Source organism: Rhodococcus sp. 5A-K4 (assembly GCF_046097995.1).
GTDB classification, from domain to species: domain Bacteria; phylum Actinomycetota; class Actinomycetes; order Mycobacteriales; family Mycobacteriaceae; genus Rhodococcus_F; species Rhodococcus_F erythropolis.
Genome location: NZ_JBJURM010000043.1, coordinates 24,245 through 40,113, shown reverse-complemented (window position 1 = coordinate 40,113; position 15,869 = coordinate 24,245). Strand labels below are relative to the sequence as shown.

Sequence of the window (15,869 nt, the reverse complement as noted above, 5' to 3'; positions counted from 1 at the left end):
CGGCGGCGTAGATGCCGGCGGGGCCGGCGCCGACGATCGCGACCCGGAGTGGGCGGTTGGAGTCAGTCATCGTGAGGACAGCTACCTTCTTCGAAGTTCGGACAACATATCGACAAGTATCCAATTTAGCCGAACCTAAGCACAGTGCCTCGGTTGCGGCCGAACGGATCCACACTCTCACTCGATCGGTTGTGGGTAAACCTATTCTTTCTTCCCATTCTCCCGTTGTCTCGGGTATTCGGGGTAGGGGCCTGGTCCTTGACGGGCCACAATTTCAAGTTGTGGGGGAGTATTGGCGTTATGAGTGACGAGCTTCGCGAATCCGACAACATCGATGGCAAGAAGGCGTCTGCGGGGCCGTTCCTCTTGGCTGTTGCCATCGTCGCCTTGATCCTGGGTGGAATCTTCGTCGCATCGTGGATCTCGCCGGCCGAGGAGAACGTCACCGAGTCTGACCGCGTGAGCCGCTCCGTCACCGACTACGTCGATGCCGAGAATCGAAATGACGCGGAGACGGTCAAGACCCTGACCTGCGCGAGCTTCAATTCGAGCACTGGTCCGATGGCCGGAGTCGACGGGACGGTCGAACTGAAGGGTGTGGACGGGGTCGTGGTCAACGGCGATCGTGCCCGGGCCGACGTGACGATCACCGGCGGCGGAGCGGGCGAGCGGGTCTCGACCTGGGCCCTGACCCGTGACGGCAACCGTTGGGTCGTCTGTAACTGACGGCCCGCTCAGGCGCTCACGGCAGTCTTGTGAAAACATGGACTACGTGAGTTACGCAGGCGATCTGACGCCGGAGCAAGCCTGGGAGCTGCTCCGCGAAAACCCCGACGCCGTGCTGGTCGACGTGCGGACCGATGCGGAGTGGAAGTACGTCGGTGTCCCCGATGTTTCCTCCCTCGGCAAGCAGGCCGCACTGATCGAATGGGTGAGCCACCCGACCGGCGCGCGCAATGACAACTTCGTCGACCAGTTGAAGGAAGCCGGCATCACCGCCGATTCCTCCGGGTCGGAGCGTCCGGTGATCTTCCTGTGTCGATCCGGACAACGTTCCATCGGTGCGGCGGAAGCTGCGACTGCGGCGGGCATCGGCCCGTCGTACAACGTGCTCGACGGGTTCGAAGGCGCATTGGGTGCCGACGGACATCGCGGACTTGTAGGTTGGCGGGCCATCGGCTTGCCATGGAGGCAGCAGTGAGCGGAATTCCCCAGGGTGGCGCATTTCAACGAGCGCTGCCGGACGACGTCGGTCTCGGCACTCTCGGAGTTCGCGGCGGACTGATGCGTACCGGGTTCGAGGAGACTTCCGAAGCGCTGTTCCTCAACTCCGGATTCGTCTACGAGAGTGCAGAAGCCGCCGAACAGGCCTTCACCGGCGAGGTGGATCATTTTGTCTACTCCCGCTACGGCAATCCGACGGTCAAGATGTTCGAAGAGCGTCTGCGTCTCATCGAAGGCGCGGAAGCCTGCTTTGCGACGGCCAGTGGAATGTCGGCTGTCTTCACAGCGTTGGGCGCGCTGTTGGGCAACGGCGACCGATTGGTGGCTGCTCGCAGCCTGTTCGGATCCTGCTTTGTCGTGTGCAACGAGATCCTTCCGCGTTGGGGTGTCGAGGTCGTTTTTGTCGACGGTGAAGACAATGCGCAGTGGGAAGAAGCGCTCTCGGTGCCGACCACTGCGGTGTTCTTCGAAACGCCGTCCAACCCGATGCAGTCCCTCGTCGACGTTCGGCGGGTGTCGGAGCTTGCTCATGCTGCCGGGGCAAAGGTAGTGCTGGACAACGTCTTCGCGACGCCGCTTCTGCAGCGCAGCCTCGATCTGGGTGCCGACGTCGTGGTGTACTCCGGTACCAAGCACATCGACGGTCAAGGCCGCGTGCTCGGCGGCGCGATCCTCGGAACCGAGGAATACATCAGCGGTCCCGTCCGAGAACTGATGCGGCACACCGGTCCTGCACTCAGCCCGTTCAATGCGTGGACTCTGCTCAAGGGTCTCGAGACCATGCCGGTCCGTATTCGGCATTCCGTGGCTTCGGCACTCGAGATCGCCGAATTCCTCGAAGGACACTCCGGCGTCAAGTGGGTCAAGTATCCGTACCTGACTTCGCACCCGCAGCACGAGCTCGCGAAGTCTCAAATGAGCGGCGGCGGAACTGTAGTCACGTTCGAGCTCAATGCGCCTGACGGCGAGGGCAAGAAGCGGGCGTTCGAGGTTCTCAACGGCCTGCGCGTCATCGACATCTCCAACAACTTGGGTGATTCCAAGTCGTTGATCACCCACCCCGCAACCACGACCCACCGGGCCATGGGTCCGGAAGGTCGTGCAGCAGTGGGTATTACCGACGGCGTTGTGCGTTTGTCGGTGGGTCTGGAAGATACCGCCGATCTCTTGGCTGATCTGAAGCGAGCTCTCGGCTGAAACGCTTGAGCGCCTTGCCTCGAACTTCCGACGGCAAGGCGTTCTACGGTGCGGGCGTGAGACCCAGTTGTTTGACGTCGATCGTCAACGCCGTCGTATTCAGTGTGAGACCTGAGCTTGTCGTGTCGGCGGGGTAGATCGTGAACAGCACCTGCGCGGTCAGGTTGGTGTTGTTCAACGCCGATGTGACCGGGATGAGGTTCGGCGTCGGTGCCGTGCTGTCGTACAGAAGATTGTTGCTCTGATCCGTGACGTAAGTGCGGAGATCGACACTGGCGGTCGCGAGCCCGCCACTCAACTTGGTCTTGTCAACCGTCACATTGGCTCTCAACCGGGGACCGGTGGCCAAGACCTTCGAATCGCAGAAATACGTGTAGTTGAATCCGGGCTTGAGTCGGTAGGTAGTGATGTCCGGGATATATACGAGTGGATTCGGATTGGTGGGCGCGTTGACGTAGACCTGCGAATACCAGCCCCCGCCGCTCGTGGTCACGCATGCTCCCAGATCCAGGGTCCCGGACTGGACAGCGGCGCTCGTCAGGGTCGTACTGTCCGTCCATTTCGCCAATGTGCCCGAGCCGCCGAGCAATACAGTTCCGGCCGCGGCGACTGCCATGGCGGCTTTCGTCGTCTTTTTCATCACGGCACCAGGGCCTTGATCTCGTCCGGAAGTTCGCTCGGGGCAGGAGATTCGGCCCAGACTCCCGCTGACGTGTCGATGACGGTGACGCCGCCAGTGGTGATCACATACAACTGATCGGTTCCGGTGAGCCAATGCAGTACAGCGTCGCTGTCAACGGGACCTCGATATACCTCAGTGCCCGATGAATTCGACACGGACACAACCGTTCCGCTGGCAGTCGAGAGCTTCTGGGCGCTGAGACCGGTCGTGGTCGCCGGGGCGTCGACGGGAACCTCGCTCGGGGTGGTCGTAGTTGTTGTGGGTGTCGTTGTCATGGTCGTTGTTGTTGTCGTTGTGGACGGAGTAGTTGTAGCCGGTGACGAGGTGGTTGTCGAAGGTGTAGTTGTGCTGGTGGACGTCGGGGCCTGCGAGGTTGTTGATGCGCTCGGAGTAGTCGTGGGTGAAGGTGTGGTCGAACTGACCGCTGCGGTGGAGGTGGTGGTCGTCGCACTCGGAGCTTGTGCAACCAGCGCCGAACGAGCGGCCGGAGCTGAGGCTGCCGTGGTTCCGCTCGTGGGTCCGGATACACACGCCATGTCATTGAGGATGATGAGCAGTGTCGAACTGCTGATGCGGTACCCGGTGTATTCCGGTGTCACGTAAGTTCCAACGAGTCCGTGTAATTCGACGTCGTAGTTCGTGTTCGACAGGAGAATCCCGCCGCTCGGCAGATCGGACAACGTCAGGGCCGTCGAGAGGCCGGTCACGTCTCTGATCAGCGGAGGTTGGGTGGTGTTGGTTGCGTTTCGGACGATGATTCGAAATGTATCCGTGGCAACGCCAGGCCAAGCGAGCACGACGGAAGTTCCCTTGTCCGAGCAGGTCATTGACGCGGGAGGTTTCGGAAAGCTTGCAGCAGTGGTGAACGAAATGCTTCCCGCTGTCGCCATGCCCGTGAAGGCGGCCTGTGTTCCGCCGACGTTCGCAATGCCCGCCACGCTGAGACCGACCGTTGCCAATGCGACGATTGCCTTGAAGGCGTGGGAATCGCCGTGCGCGTCCTGACGATCCAGCCTGGGTTCCCCTTCATCCGGTCTTTTCCGTGGGCGAAATGCGATGTACAGCAGTCCTCCGACGGCAATCGCACCAAGCACAAGCCCACTCGGTCCGGACAGCCAGACGGCCACGTAGCCGAGGCGGTTGATGCTGAAGAAAACTCGATCCGCTTCGGTGATGACGTAAGGATCTGGGTCTGTGACGGGATTCGCGTCGCCGCGCAGCTGTGCAATTGCAAGATTGTTGCCTTGCTGCTCGATCGTCTCGACACGATGGGTGATTCGAACGCCTTGGTTGTCGTAGACACTGACGATGTCACCGACCTGAACTTCCGAAGCAGGCACGGTGCGCGCGAATGCCAGAGCACCGGTCTCGATCGTGGGAGACATCGATCCGCTCTTGAAGATCAGCGGAGTGATACCGAAAGCGAAGCCGGCAATGAACAATCCGATGGATGCCAGACCGGCGAGGGCACCGAGGGTGAGCAGAAGTTCGTGAATCCGACGTGGCGTCGAGGCTTTCGGTGACATCTTCGTGTGTCGTGACACGGCGCTCACACCTTTGCCGAGAAGTTCAGGACGATGCTCGACGAGCTGCTCGTCGGTGGGGTCGGACTCGTCGGAAGCGTCACCGAGACACAAAGATTATCGGTTGCCCCGATAGCCAGAGAACGGTCGGGCGCACCGACCGCCTGATTTACGGTGAGGGTCAGGGGTAAGGACAACACCACATTGCTGCCATCTGTGCATTTGTTGGCCACAGTTCCGTTCAACGACACAGTCATCCGCAAGTAGGTCGTCAGCGCGCCGCCGCTGGTGGAAGTAATCGTGTATTTCAGAGGAAGATTCACGCCTGCCCCCACGTTGTTGACTTTGAGGATCGCGGAGTTCGAGTCGCCGGGAATCATCCCGGTTTTGCCGAGTTGGCTGAAGTTCAGTGTCGTGGTCAGCGTGGGTTGGGTTGTGGTGTTCAACTGCAGATTGATCGACCCGGTCGTGATGTTTCCCGAAGTCGCAGTCGCGGAAGACGTCCAGGCCGCGAGCGTGGTCACACCGCCGACGCCAAGCACCATCCCCAGTGCGAGCAGCGCGCGAAAACGCGTGCTGGTCAACAGGTGACGAATCCGGTGGGCCGGACGGTCAGGGCGCGAGGGCATCGTGCTGGCCTTTCTCGTTCTGGTCGGAGTTGGGGAGGTTGGAAGCTGAAGGGTCAGGAGCCAATCGGGCTCGAGCTCGCTCCTTCCGGCCGTCACGGATGCCGCTGATCATCATGTAGGCCGCGTACAGCAGTAGTGTCGTCACGACTATCACCACGATCACGGTGCGCTGCTCTCCGGTGAGCCAAGTGTTGACGTAGCCGAGATACGGAAGGCTGTACCAGACCTTTCCCCGGATCTGTACTGGCCGTACTTCTTTCTCGTCGCGTTCACCGTTCGCGTCGCCCTGGGTGATGAAAGTTCTTTCACCCTTCTGGTTTTCGCTCGTGGCAATGATCCGGTGTGTGACGACTGTCGGCTGACCGGATTCCAGCTGGTACGTAATAGGTGTACCGATCCCCAGTTCGGACGGATCGACAGGTTTGACGACGACCAGTGATCCGGGGTTGTACGTCGGGCGCATCGAACCGGTCAGAATCGTGAAGCGCTGCGCTCCCGCGAAGAAGGGGACGACAATGGTTGCGACGATGACTGCCGAAATCGCCAGCAGCAGTGTCCAACTGACGATAGAGGTGACCCACCACAGAGGGCCGGTACGTTCACCGCGTTTGGTCGAGTGTTTCGTCATGCCGCCCCTGCCTGGAACGTGAAGGTGGCGTTGGTCGTCTGACCGGAAACCGCACCAACACCCACCGTGAGCCGCAGACACAGGATGTAGGTGCCACCGGCTGCGAGCGGAGTCGGCATGTACGCGGGGGAAACCGGGTACTGCAGCGATGCATTCATCGATCCGGACGTCACTGGGGTCACTGCCGGAGCCGCGGTGTTCACGCCGGTCGGGCAGGCGCCTTCGTTGTCGACTCCGTACGTGGTCAACGTGAATCCCGGAAGTGCGCTCGTCGACTGCATTCGCCACTGCAGAGGATCAGACCCCGAATTCTTGACGGTGAGCGGAGCTTGCACCGTGTTTCCCGGGACCACAGGCGTCGTGGCCGTCGTCAAATTCGCCAGGGTGTACGCCGCACTGGTTCCGGCCGATGTACCAACGGTGAGGTTGACGCTGGCAGCGGTTGCGGTCCCACCACTCGCGCTCGCCGAATCGGACCACAGCGCGAGCGACTGCTGTGACGATGCGAACACCGCTACAGCAGCCACCGCGACTGCGATCGCTCCCCAGACCTTTTTCCTCATGAAATTACGGAGCCGGAGTCAGCGCTGTCTGAGTGACGACCAGCTTCATCGCCGCCAAGTTCAGCGACTGATTCTGCGCGACCTGGTTGGCCACCTCGGTGAAGTTCAGACGGACTCCGACGTGCACGATCGTGCCGTTCTGTACCTTGGTGATCTGTGAAATCGGGTTGCCACCAGCGTCCTTGATGGTCGTAACCGGCTGTACAGCGGCGGCAAGTTCGGCGCTGTTGGCACCTGGAACGATGCCGGCCGTATCAGCGGTCAGAACAGCCGCGAGACGATCGCCCACTGCGGTCACTGTGACGTCGCAGGTGTATTCGATGCTCTCGGTCGTGACGATGCGGTAAGCCGAGATGTTGGTGATCGCGGTCTTCGTCGGGTTGAGGGAGTTCCAACCGCCGCCGACCGGTGCGCAGGCGCTCAGGTCGAGTGCACCGGAAGTGACGGGTCCGCCGCCACTGACGTCGGCCGAGTCGCTCCACACAGCGAGCGAGCCCGCACCGCCGAGGAGGAGGGCGCCGGCCGCCGCAGCAGCGATCGCGCCCTTGGTCTGCTTCTTCATGAAAATCTCATTTCATGTCTGGGACCCGAAATGGGTCGTTCAGACATGAGTATCAGCCACGGCAAACGATTCGTTACTACTTTTTCGAAATTTATTTTTCGACTGTGATCCACCTTTCTCTGTCGAACAAATTGCCTTCTGACCTGCAGATAACTATCAGTATGTAATTTTGGAGTGAAGAAAACCGATTGTTTGTCCAGTTGGACAAAGTGGACGAGTCGGATCCTGGCAAATCTAGTGTTTTTTACCAGTTAATTACCGACTCGCGGTTTTGTTTTGCAATTGAATCAATTGTTTGCGGTGCTACGGAATGGATCGGTTGTCATTCCTACAAGATCGGCGACCGACTCGAGAACGACTGTGGGTCGGTACGGGAAGAGCTCCACCGACGCGCGGGTCGAGATCCCGGTCATCACCAGAATCGTCTGCAGTCCGGCTTCGAGGCCACAGACGATGTCGGTGTCCATCCGGTCGCCGATCATCAACGTGTTAGCCGAATGAGCGCCGATGGACCGCAGGGCAGAGCGCATCATCAAGGCGTTGGGCTTGCCGACGTAGTAGGGATCGCGTCCGGTTGCCTTGGTGATGAGAGCGGCGACCGAGCCGGTGGCCGGCAGCGAGCCGTCACGCGACGGCCCAGTGGCGTCGGGGTTGGTGGCGATGAACCGCGAACCACGCTCGACCAGGCGAATGGCGGTGGTGATCGCCTCGAACGAGTACGTGCGCGTCTCGCCGAGGACGACGTAGTCGGGGTCACTGTCCGTCAGGACGTAACCGATGTCGTGCAGGGCAGTGGTCAGGCCCGATTCGCCGACCACGTAGGCGCTGCCGCCTGGCCGCTGGTTGGCCAGGAACGTCGCGGTAGCGAGCGCTGACGTCCAGATCGACTTCTCCGGGATGTCGAGTCCCGAATTGAGCAGGCGTGCTCGCAGGTCACGCGGGGTTCGGATGGAGTTGTTGGTGAGCACCATGTACGGGATGTCGTTCGACGCCAGCTCTGCCAGGAACGTGTCCGCTCCAGGTATCAAGTGCTCCTCGTGGACGAGAACCCCGTCCATGTCCATGAGGTAGGTCCAACCGGTCTGATCTTCTGTACTGGTCATGACTCCAGTATGTGCGGGTGCCGCCCGATGTGGGCGATCAAGCGAGAAGGCGCCACAGCCCGATCAGGCCGACGACGACAATCGTGTAGCGCAATGCAGTGGGGGACAGGCGCCGTCCGTAGCGGGCGCCCAGGACGCCACCGCCGAGCGAGCCGACAGCGATCAAACCGGCTGCTGCCCAATTGATCTGATCGAACGCCAGAGTGATGTACATCCCCGCTGCAACGATGTTGACGAGCAGTGAGAGCAGGTTCTTCGCGCCGTTCATGCGTTGGAGGGTTTCCGGGAGGATGGCACCCATCACACCGATGAGAAGGATGCCCTGCGCGGCAGTGAAGTAGCCGCCGTAGATGCCGACCGCAAAGGTGCCGGCGGTCAGGAGCATCAGCCTCTTGGTGGACAGCGTCGTTTCTTCGGTGGAACGCTTCTTGGCCCACGCCTGGATGCGTGGTTGGAGGAGGACGAGCGCGAGAGCGAGGACCAACAGCACCGGAACGATGGTTTCGAACAGTTTCTCGGGTAGATGCATGAGCAACCAGGAACCGAGTAGTGCCCCGGCGAGTGACGCCGGAATCTGCCACTTCAGTCGATCCCACTGTCCGGACAGCTCGCGTCGGTAGCCCCAGGTGCCGGAAACTCCGCCGGCGACGAGACCGACCGCGTTGGACATGGTCGCGGTCACGGGCGGCATGCCGAAGGCGACCAGCGTCGGGAACGTGATCAGCGTTCCACTGCCGACCACGGCGTTGATCGCGCCCGCACCGATGCCGGCCAGCAATATGAAGAAAGCGTCGAGTCCACTCACTCCGCAGACGGTACGGCAGAGGAAAAGTCGGTCCAGACGGCGGTCCCGGTCTTCGTTCGAACACTCTATTGAACACGTCGAACGCGGCTTCTGACACCGTTGAAATCAGTGCGATTTCAACCTGGTTGATCTTTCATTTCCCTTGCAGTGCAGGGAAATACAACATTTGACGACTAGACATTTCGGGTCTAGTCTTTGCTCACCATCCAGAGCGACCGAGAGACCTGGCTCGTCGACGTCGCAGCAACCCCCCGAGCGATCGGGAGCGGGTGCTACCGCCAGGACCGATGGAAGGCATCACATGGGTTCCACTTCGCACGCTCCGCACAGGCGCCGCCACATCGATCTGTGCCGCACCGCTTCGTGTCACTGTCGCTGACCGAACCGTCGTCTTCGCAACTCGAGCTCACCAACTCGAGACCACAGCTGCGTTCCCATTCCCCGAAAGGTCTATTCGTCATGTCCACTCCGTCAGGTAGCGCGCCGTGAGCGCGCCCACCGATGTCCGCCCCGAAAAGTCGGTGTCCGAGCCGCAACTTCCGGACTCGGAGCTTGTCGTTGCTCGCACCTGGCACCCGCTGCGCTGGGTGATCAGTGCGGTCGTGCTGGTACTGCTTGCTCAGTTCATCCACGGACTCGTCGTCAACCCCGGCTGGGACTGGCCGACCTTCGCGCAATACTTCACCGCGAAATCAGTGCTCGCCGCGCTGTGGATGACGATCAAACTGACGCTGTGGGGGACGATCCTCGGATTCGGTCTCGGTGTTTTCCTGGCACTCGGTCGGTTGTCGAAAAACCCGGTCCTGCAGGTGATCGCTTGGACCTACATCTGGGCCTTCCGCTCGATTCCACTCATCGTGCAGCTGCTCTTCTGGTTCAACATCACATACCTGTACCAGACGCTCTCTCTCGGAATACCTTTCGGGCCCGAGTTCTTCACCTTCCAGGTCAGCGGTGTGATCGGCGGATTCACCGCGGCAGTCATCGGTTTGGCGCTGCACCAGGCTGCATACTCGGCCGAGATCATCCGCTCCGGAATCATTTCGGTGGATCACGGCCAGATCGAAGCTGCTCACTCGCTCGGTATTCCGCGCAGTCGCCAGTTCTTCAAGATCGTTCTCCCGCAGGCAATGCGAGCGATCCTCCCCAATGCCGCCAACGAGGTCATCGGACTCTTCAAGGGAACGTCGATCGTCTCCACCATGGCAATCGCCGAACTGTTCTACCAGGTGCAGGTCATCTTCGGCCGCAACGGACGAGTCGTGCCCCTGCTGATGGTCGCCACGATCTGGTACATCATCCTCACGACGTTGCTCTCGATCGGTCAGTACTACGTGGAGCGCCACTATGCACGAGGATCCGCCCGTGCGCTTCCGTTGACTCCGGTACAGAAGGCGCGCAAGAAGTTCGAAGAGATTCGCGATGCGCGTCTCGATATTCCGAGAGGTGCGACCCGATGACCGCAGAACTGGCCGACGAGACGGTGTATGCCGTCGAAGCGCGCGGAATTCACAAGTCGTTCGGCACGCTGGAAGTACTTGCCGGCGTTGATCTCCTGGTCCGCAAGGGCGAAGTGACCGTCATTCTCGGTCCGTCGGGTTCCGGTAAGTCCACCTTGCTGCGCACCCTCAATCACCTCGAGAAGGTCGACCGCGGGACCGTGCGGATCGACGGAGAACTGATCGGGTACCGGCGCAAGGGAAATCGGCTCCACGAACTGCGTGACCGCGAGATCCTGAAACAGCGTTCGCACATCGGATTCGTGTTCCAGAACTTCAACCTGTTTCCGCACCTGACCGCGTTGGAAAACGTGGTGGAAGCGCCGCTCTCGGCCCAGAAGCGTGATCGTGACGAGGTGTACCGCGAGGCCCGCGCACTGCTCGAGCGAGTGGGAGTGGGGGACAAGGCGGACGAGTATCCCCGCCAACTCTCCGGTGGCCAGCAACAGCGCGTCGCGATAGCGCGAGCGCTGGCACTGCGGCCGGCGGTCATTCTCTTCGACGAGCCGACGTCGGCGCTCGACCCGGAACTGGTGGGCGAGGTTCTCGAAGTCCTCGCTCAGCTGGCCCGTGACGGCGCCACCTTGGTGATCGTCACACACGAGGTCGGATTTGCTCGGGAAGTGGCGGACACTGCGGTCTTCATGGACGGCGGCGTCATCGTCGAACAGGGCCCACCTTCGCAGGTGATCGACAATCCGGTCCACGAACGGACCAAAGCTTTTCTCTCCCGCGTCCTCTGACGCGACCCAGACTCATTCCCGGAAGGAAAAATTGATGTTCTCCCCATCCCGTCGCGCGACTTTTCTGATCTCGGCTCTTGCCACAGTCGGACTGCTCAGCGCTGCGTGCAGCAGCGCGGACGCGGAGTCCGACGGCGCCCAGGTCACCGCTGCTGCGGGTTACAACCTCACTGCCGATCAGAACCGCATCACCACCGACAAAGTCGATTCCATTGCCGCCGAGGTACCTCAGGACATTCGCGATCGTGGCACGCTGCGCGTCACCGGTAGTGCCGGTGCCGCTCCGCCGCTCCGCTTCTACGCCGACGACGACACCACTCTCATCGGTTCCGAGACCGACTTCGCCTACTTGATCGGTGACGTTCTCGGTTTGAAGGTCGACCTGCAGACCGCAGACTGGGCACAGAACTTCGTTCGCGTCGACTCCGGCGAGGCTGATGCATTCCTGTCCAATGTGACTGTGACGGAAGAGCGTAAAGAGAAGTACGACTTCGCCACCTACCGACTCGACACCCTGGCCTTCGAAGCCAAGAAGGGCTCCGGGATCTCCATCAAGGAACCCAAGGATGTCGCAGGCAAGAAGATCGCGGTAGGTTCCGGTACCAATCAGGAAGCGCTGCTGGTCAAATGGAGTGAGCAGAACGTCGCGGCCGGCCTGGCCCCCACCGACATCTCCTACTACCAGAACACCACCGACTACTACCTGCCGCTGCAGTCCGGCCGGATCGACGCCTACTTCGGACCGAACCCGTCGTCGCAGTTCCATGCCAAGCAGTCGGGTGAAACCGAAGTTGTCGGTGAGTTCTCCGGTGCAGGCGACACGCTGCAAGGCCAGATCGCGGTTCTGGTGAAGAAGGACAACGGGTTGATCAAGGCAATCAACGACGCGATCAACCACACGATCGAGAACGGCACGTACCAGCAGATCCTCGAGCGCTGGAACATCACGAATGAAGCCGTCGACACGTCCCTGATCAACCCGCCCGGCCTTCCGAAGACCAAGTGAGCTCTCGTCCATGAGTGAGATTCTCGATGCGATCGTCATCGGTGGAGGACTCGTCGGGTCCTCCGCCGCCTGGCGGCTCGCGGCGCGCGGACGTAGCGTCGTTCAGCTGGAACAGTTCGGGCCGGGGCACAAGCACGGTGCGTCGCACGGTACTTCGCGCATCTACCGTCAGGCGTACGACAATCACCTGTACACCGGGTTGGCGGCCGACGCGCTGCCGCTGTGGCGAGAGTTGGAGACCACGACGGACATCGGGTTCCTGGAACTCACCGGTGCCGTTGATCACGGCCTGCCGCAGGCAGTGCAGTCCAAGGCGAAGATACTTCTCGAGGCGGGCATCAAGGGCGAGATCCTCACCCCTGCCGAGGCGTCCGCCCGTTGGCCGGGGCTGCGATTCGACACCACGGTGCTCCATCACCCCGATGCAGGCCGGTTGCACGCGGACCGCGCCGTGACCGCTCTGAAGGCGGGAGCGGTGTTTGCCGGCGCCGAGGTCCGTCACGATGTTCGGGTGTTGGCACTCGCGCGGGCGTCCTACGGCGTGGACGTGGTGACGGACAGTGGAACGCTCGCAGCTCGTCAGGTAGTGATCGCGGCCGGTGCGTGGACTGCGGATCTGATCGCAGACAGCGGTCTCGGCTCCGAGATCGTACTGCCGACACTGCGCACGACACAGGAACAACCGGCACACTTCGCACCGCTCGATCCCGGAGTCGAGTGGCCGAGTTTCGTTCACCACACCGGCGCAGAATTGGAGACCGCGGGGATCTACGGGCTTGGTTCCGAGGACGGGATCAAGATCGGCGAACACGCGACCGGGCCGGTGGTGACTCCGCAGACCCGTGACTACACCCCTGGTGTCGACGGAGAGCAGCGATTGGTGGAGTACGCCGAGTCGTGGTTGCCCGGTGTCGATTCCACCCGTGTCGAGTCGCTCACCTGCCTGTACACGAGCACGCCGGACAGTAACTTCGTCATCGACCGAGTCGGAGCCGTCACGGTGGCGGCGGGGTTCTCGGGGCATGGGTTCAAGTTCGGTCCGGCCTTGGGTGAACTTGTGGCGGACCTCGTCGACGGAACCACCCTCGCTCCGGAAGTTTTCAGGCTGGGGGAGCGTTGACCAGATTCATGGAGGAAAGTGTTGTGGCACTGGAGCTCGGAACTCGACAGCTCGAGGGTGTCGGAGCGGTAGAGGTCTATTCGGTATCGCAGGACGATCCCTTGGCAGCTCCACTGATCGCGGAGTTGGCACTCGAATACAGTTCGCGTTACGGCGGGACTCGCGAAGCGATGCTCGAGGATCTCACGACGTATCCGGCAGAAGAATTTGCCTATCCGCAGGGTGCGCTTCTGGTGCTCACCCACGACGGTCTGCCGATCGCCGGTGGTGCGTTTCGTCAATTCGATTCCACCACTGCCGAACTGAAGAGAATCTGGACATCGGTCGACTATCGGAAGCGCGGCCTCGGCAAGGCCGTCGTTCGCGAGTTGGAACGAGAGATCGAACTTCGTGGATACAACCGGGTGTTTCTCACGACGGGTCCTCGGCAACCCGAGGCCGTCGCGCTGTATCTGTCCAGTGGATACACACCGCTTTACGACGCGTCACTCTCGCCCGAAGAGGTGGGCATCCACCCGTTCGAGAAACAACTTCGGGCCCTCGAAAATGTGACTCGAGCAGCAATTCCTACCGACCGGGTTGACAACACCCGGGTTTAACCTCGTACACTTGCGAACGACCATCCAGAGCGACCGAGAGACCTGGCTCATTGAAGTCGCAGCAACCCCCCGAGTGATCGGGTGCGGGTGCTACCGCCAGGACCGATGGAGGAACACGAAATGAAGGCAGTCGAAGGCGGTTTCGATACCGCCTGGTCGCGTCGTCACGTAGACCTGTGCCGCACCGCGGGATCTTTCTGTACCAACTGACCTCGGTCAGTCATTCACACTCAGGCGAGTCGTCGACAAGTCTGTTTTCTATTCTCTCACAAGTGATTCGTGCTCGATCGCCTTTCTCGTCTCAGGCGACGGGTGCGCTCTTCGGCATGCCTCTTTAGGAGTTCTTGGTGTCTTCGCCCTCATTCGGTGCCCGCAAACGCGCGACCGTAATCGCCGGTATCGGTGCTGTCTCGGTTCTCGGCACCGTCCTCGCCGGCTGCAGCAGCGGGAGTGACAGTGCTGCCGACGCAGGCCCCGCCCAGTCCGGCGGAACCCTTCGCTACGGTCTGTCGCAGGCGCCGACGTGCGCAGATCCGGCCCAGGCCGGCAGTAACCAGACCGTGTATGTCACTCGGACCGTGGTGGATTCGCTGACCGATCAAAATCCCGACACCGGAGAGATCACCCCGTGGCTCGCCAAGAGCTGGGAGATCAGCCCCGACGCCGCTAGCTTCACGTTCGTCCTTCGCGACGACGCCACCTTCAGCGACGGCACCCCGGTGACGGCGGATTCGGTGAAGAAGACCTTCGACTCGGTCAAGAATCTCGGACCGAACGCGTCGTTGGCGAAGAGTTACCTGTCCTCGTACACCGGTACCGACGTCGTAGATGCTCACACGGCGAAGATCAATTTCTCCGGACCCAATGTTCAGTTCCTGCAGGCAACTTCGACGCCACAGCTCGGAATCCTCGCCGATTCCACCACCGCGCTGGCATCCGAGCAGCGCTGCCCCGGTGCAGCGGTGATCGCCTCCGGACCGTTCGTGTACACCGACTGGCAGCAGGACAAGAGCGTCAAGATCGCCAAGCGTGCGGGATACAACTGGGCGTCGGACGCGGTCGCGCATCAGGGCGAGGCCTACCTCGACGGCGTCGACTTCACGGTGGTCCCCGAATCCGGTGTGCGGGCAGGCAGCGTGGCCTCCGGCCAACTCGATGCGGTCAGCGATGCGCTTCCGCAGGATGCGCCGCAGATCGAGGGCGCAGGCGGACGAATCCTCACAAGGCCGAACCCGGGTGTGAGCTTCTTCTTCCAGCCCAACGTCAGTCGCGGCGTTCTCGCTGATCAGGCTGTTCGCCAGGCCATCATTCCCGCGATCAACCGCCAAGAACTCGTCGACACCGTTCTGGATCCGTCGTTCTTCCCGGCCACGAGCCCGTTGGCTCACACCACTCCGCTCTACAGCGACGAATCCAGTGTCGTGACGTACGACGCCGACAAGTCGGCGAAGCTTCTCGACGCGGCTGGTTGGAAGACCGGCACCGACGGTATCCGCGAGAAGGACGGGCAGAAACTCACTTTCAGCGTCACCTTCAGTCCGGTGTTCTCGGGTAACCAGGCCATCCTCGAGCTCGTACAGCAGCAGCTCAAGAAGGTCGGCGTCGACTTGCAGCTCAACCTGGTCTCGAACGGTGAATGGACCGAGAAGGGAGTGTCGGGTGATTACGATTCGCTGTATTACAACAGCACTCGCGCGGACGCCGACATCCTGCGGGCATCGTTCAGCACAGAGGGCCGCAACCTGAACCGTCGCGGCGCAGATCCGGAGCTCGACAAGGTACTCACAGACCAGCTTGCAGCCACGGACAACGGCCAACGCGGCGAACTGGTATCCACTGCACAGGAATTGATCCTCGACCGTGGACTCTCCATCCCGACCATCGAGCTCTCACAGGCCATCGGCGCCGGATCGAGTGTGCAGGACCTGAACTTCGAAGCCTCCTCACGCCTGCAGTTCTACGACGCATGGTTGTCGGGTAAGTAAT

At 61.3% G+C, this 15,869-nt stretch carries 18 protein-coding genes and 2 riboswitches; of the genes, 10 read left to right on the top strand and 8 right to left on the bottom strand.

Going from position 1 to position 15,869, the window contains the following annotated elements; translation table 11 throughout:
* Positions 1–300 precede the first annotated feature (300 nt).
* From ACKAMS_RS31755 to ACKAMS_RS31745, 3 genes are read left to right on the top strand one after another with little or no spacing between them, the layout of a single operon-like run.
* A complete protein-coding gene (locus ACKAMS_RS31755; protein WP_019749485.1) occupies positions 301–726 on the top strand; it encodes a hypothetical protein in 426 nt (141 codons plus the stop codon).
* A gap of 46 nt (positions 727–772) precedes the next feature.
* The gene (locus ACKAMS_RS31750) at positions 773–1,201 is read left to right on the top strand and encodes a rhodanese-like domain-containing protein (protein WP_007726822.1); all 429 of its coding nucleotides are present in this window, start codon (positions 773–775) and stop codon (positions 1,199–1,201) included.
* Positions 1,198–2,421: an O-succinylhomoserine sulfhydrylase gene (locus ACKAMS_RS31745; protein ID WP_029254764.1), complete on the top strand. Its 1,224-nt coding sequence runs from the start codon at positions 1,198–1,200 to the stop codon at positions 2,419–2,421. The genes ACKAMS_RS31750 and ACKAMS_RS31745 overlap by 4 nt, the downstream gene beginning before the upstream one ends.
* A 43-nt stretch (positions 2,422–2,464) precedes the next feature.
* Here ACKAMS_RS31745 and ACKAMS_RS31740 read toward each other — a convergent pair whose 3' ends face one another.
* The 8 genes from ACKAMS_RS31740 to ACKAMS_RS31705 all read right to left on the bottom strand — a co-directional run bounded on the left by ACKAMS_RS31740 (position 2,465) and on the right by ACKAMS_RS31705 (position 8,916).
* Complete coding sequence (locus ACKAMS_RS31740) at positions 2,465–3,061, bottom strand: alternate-type signal peptide domain-containing protein (RefSeq protein WP_029254765.1); 597 nt, start codon at positions 3,059–3,061, stop codon at positions 2,465–2,467.
* Positions 3,061–4,647, bottom strand: coding sequence for a signal peptidase I (locus ACKAMS_RS31735; RefSeq protein ID WP_133053427.1), 1,587 nt, complete (start codon positions 4,645–4,647; stop codon positions 3,061–3,063). Before ACKAMS_RS31735 ends, ACKAMS_RS31740 begins: the two co-directional genes overlap by 1 nt.
* Positions 4,648–4,652: 5 nt before the next feature.
* A complete protein-coding gene (locus ACKAMS_RS31730; RefSeq protein ID WP_198538431.1) occupies positions 4,653–5,210 on the bottom strand; it encodes a SipW-dependent-type signal peptide-containing protein in 558 nt (185 codons plus the stop codon).
* 28 nt (positions 5,211–5,238) lie between these two features.
* Positions 5,239–5,883 carry a signal peptidase I gene (locus ACKAMS_RS31725; protein WP_020906665.1) on the bottom strand — a complete coding sequence of 215 codons (645 nt, stop codon included), beginning with the start codon at positions 5,881–5,883 and terminating at the stop codon, positions 5,239–5,241.
* Positions 5,880–6,446, bottom strand: coding sequence for a hypothetical protein (locus ACKAMS_RS31720; RefSeq protein ID WP_020906666.1), 567 nt, complete (start codon positions 6,444–6,446; stop codon positions 5,880–5,882). The genes ACKAMS_RS31725 and ACKAMS_RS31720 overlap by 4 nt, the downstream gene beginning before the upstream one ends.
* A gap of 4 nt (positions 6,447–6,450) precedes the next feature.
* On the bottom strand, positions 6,451–7,008 hold the full coding sequence (locus ACKAMS_RS31715) for an alternate-type signal peptide domain-containing protein (RefSeq protein ID WP_020906667.1): 558 nt from the start codon (positions 7,006–7,008) through the stop codon (positions 6,451–6,453).
* 287 nt (positions 7,009–7,295) lie between these two features.
* The gene (locus ACKAMS_RS31710; protein ID WP_029254768.1) at positions 7,296–8,111 is read right to left on the bottom strand and encodes an HAD-IIA family hydrolase; all 816 of its coding nucleotides are present in this window, start codon (positions 8,109–8,111) and stop codon (positions 7,296–7,298) included.
* Between the two features lie 37 nt (positions 8,112–8,148).
* Complete coding sequence (locus ACKAMS_RS31705; protein ID WP_003944404.1) at positions 8,149–8,916, bottom strand: sulfite exporter TauE/SafE family protein; 768 nt, start codon at positions 8,914–8,916, stop codon at positions 8,149–8,151.
* Positions 8,917–9,115: 199 nt separating this feature from the next.
* Positions 9,116–9,210: riboswitch (SAM riboswitch) on the top strand.
* 191 nt (positions 9,211–9,401) lie between these two features.
* Between ACKAMS_RS31705 and ACKAMS_RS31700 the strand changes: the two genes are divergently transcribed.
* From ACKAMS_RS31700 to ACKAMS_RS31670, 7 genes are all read left to right on the top strand, one after another.
* A complete protein-coding gene (locus ACKAMS_RS31700; RefSeq protein WP_020906669.1) occupies positions 9,402–10,376 on the top strand; it encodes an amino acid ABC transporter permease in 975 nt (324 codons plus the stop codon).
* Entirely contained in the window at positions 10,373–11,158 is a 786-nt protein-coding gene (locus ACKAMS_RS31695) for an amino acid ABC transporter ATP-binding protein (protein ID WP_408990019.1), read from the top strand. The genes ACKAMS_RS31700 and ACKAMS_RS31695 overlap by 4 nt, the downstream gene beginning before the upstream one ends.
* A gap of 34 nt (positions 11,159–11,192) precedes the next feature.
* On the top strand, positions 11,193–12,164 hold the full coding sequence (locus ACKAMS_RS31690; protein ID WP_408990018.1) for an ABC transporter substrate-binding protein: 972 nt from the start codon (positions 11,193–11,195) through the stop codon (positions 12,162–12,164).
* Between the two features lie 10 nt (positions 12,165–12,174).
* On the top strand, positions 12,175–13,284 hold the full coding sequence (locus ACKAMS_RS31685) for an FAD-dependent oxidoreductase (RefSeq protein WP_408990017.1): 1,110 nt from the start codon (positions 12,175–12,177) through the stop codon (positions 13,282–13,284).
* 8 nt (positions 13,285–13,292) lie between these two features.
* Positions 13,293–13,883, top strand: a complete 591-nt coding sequence (locus ACKAMS_RS31680; RefSeq protein ID WP_408990016.1) for a GNAT family N-acetyltransferase — start codon at positions 13,293–13,295, stop codon at positions 13,881–13,883.
* A gap of 17 nt (positions 13,884–13,900) precedes the next feature.
* Positions 13,901–13,995: riboswitch (SAM riboswitch) on the top strand.
* Entirely contained in the window at positions 13,989–14,093 is a 105-nt protein-coding gene (locus ACKAMS_RS31675; RefSeq protein WP_019749498.1) for a putative leader peptide, read from the top strand. Its footprint overlaps the riboswitch before it by 7 nt.
* A gap of 137 nt (positions 14,094–14,230) precedes the next feature.
* Positions 14,231–15,868 (top strand): ABC transporter substrate-binding protein, encoded by a 1,638-nt coding sequence (locus ACKAMS_RS31670; protein ID WP_408990015.1) that lies wholly within the window; start codon positions 14,231–14,233, stop codon positions 15,866–15,868.
* Position 15,869: the final 1 nt, after the last annotated feature.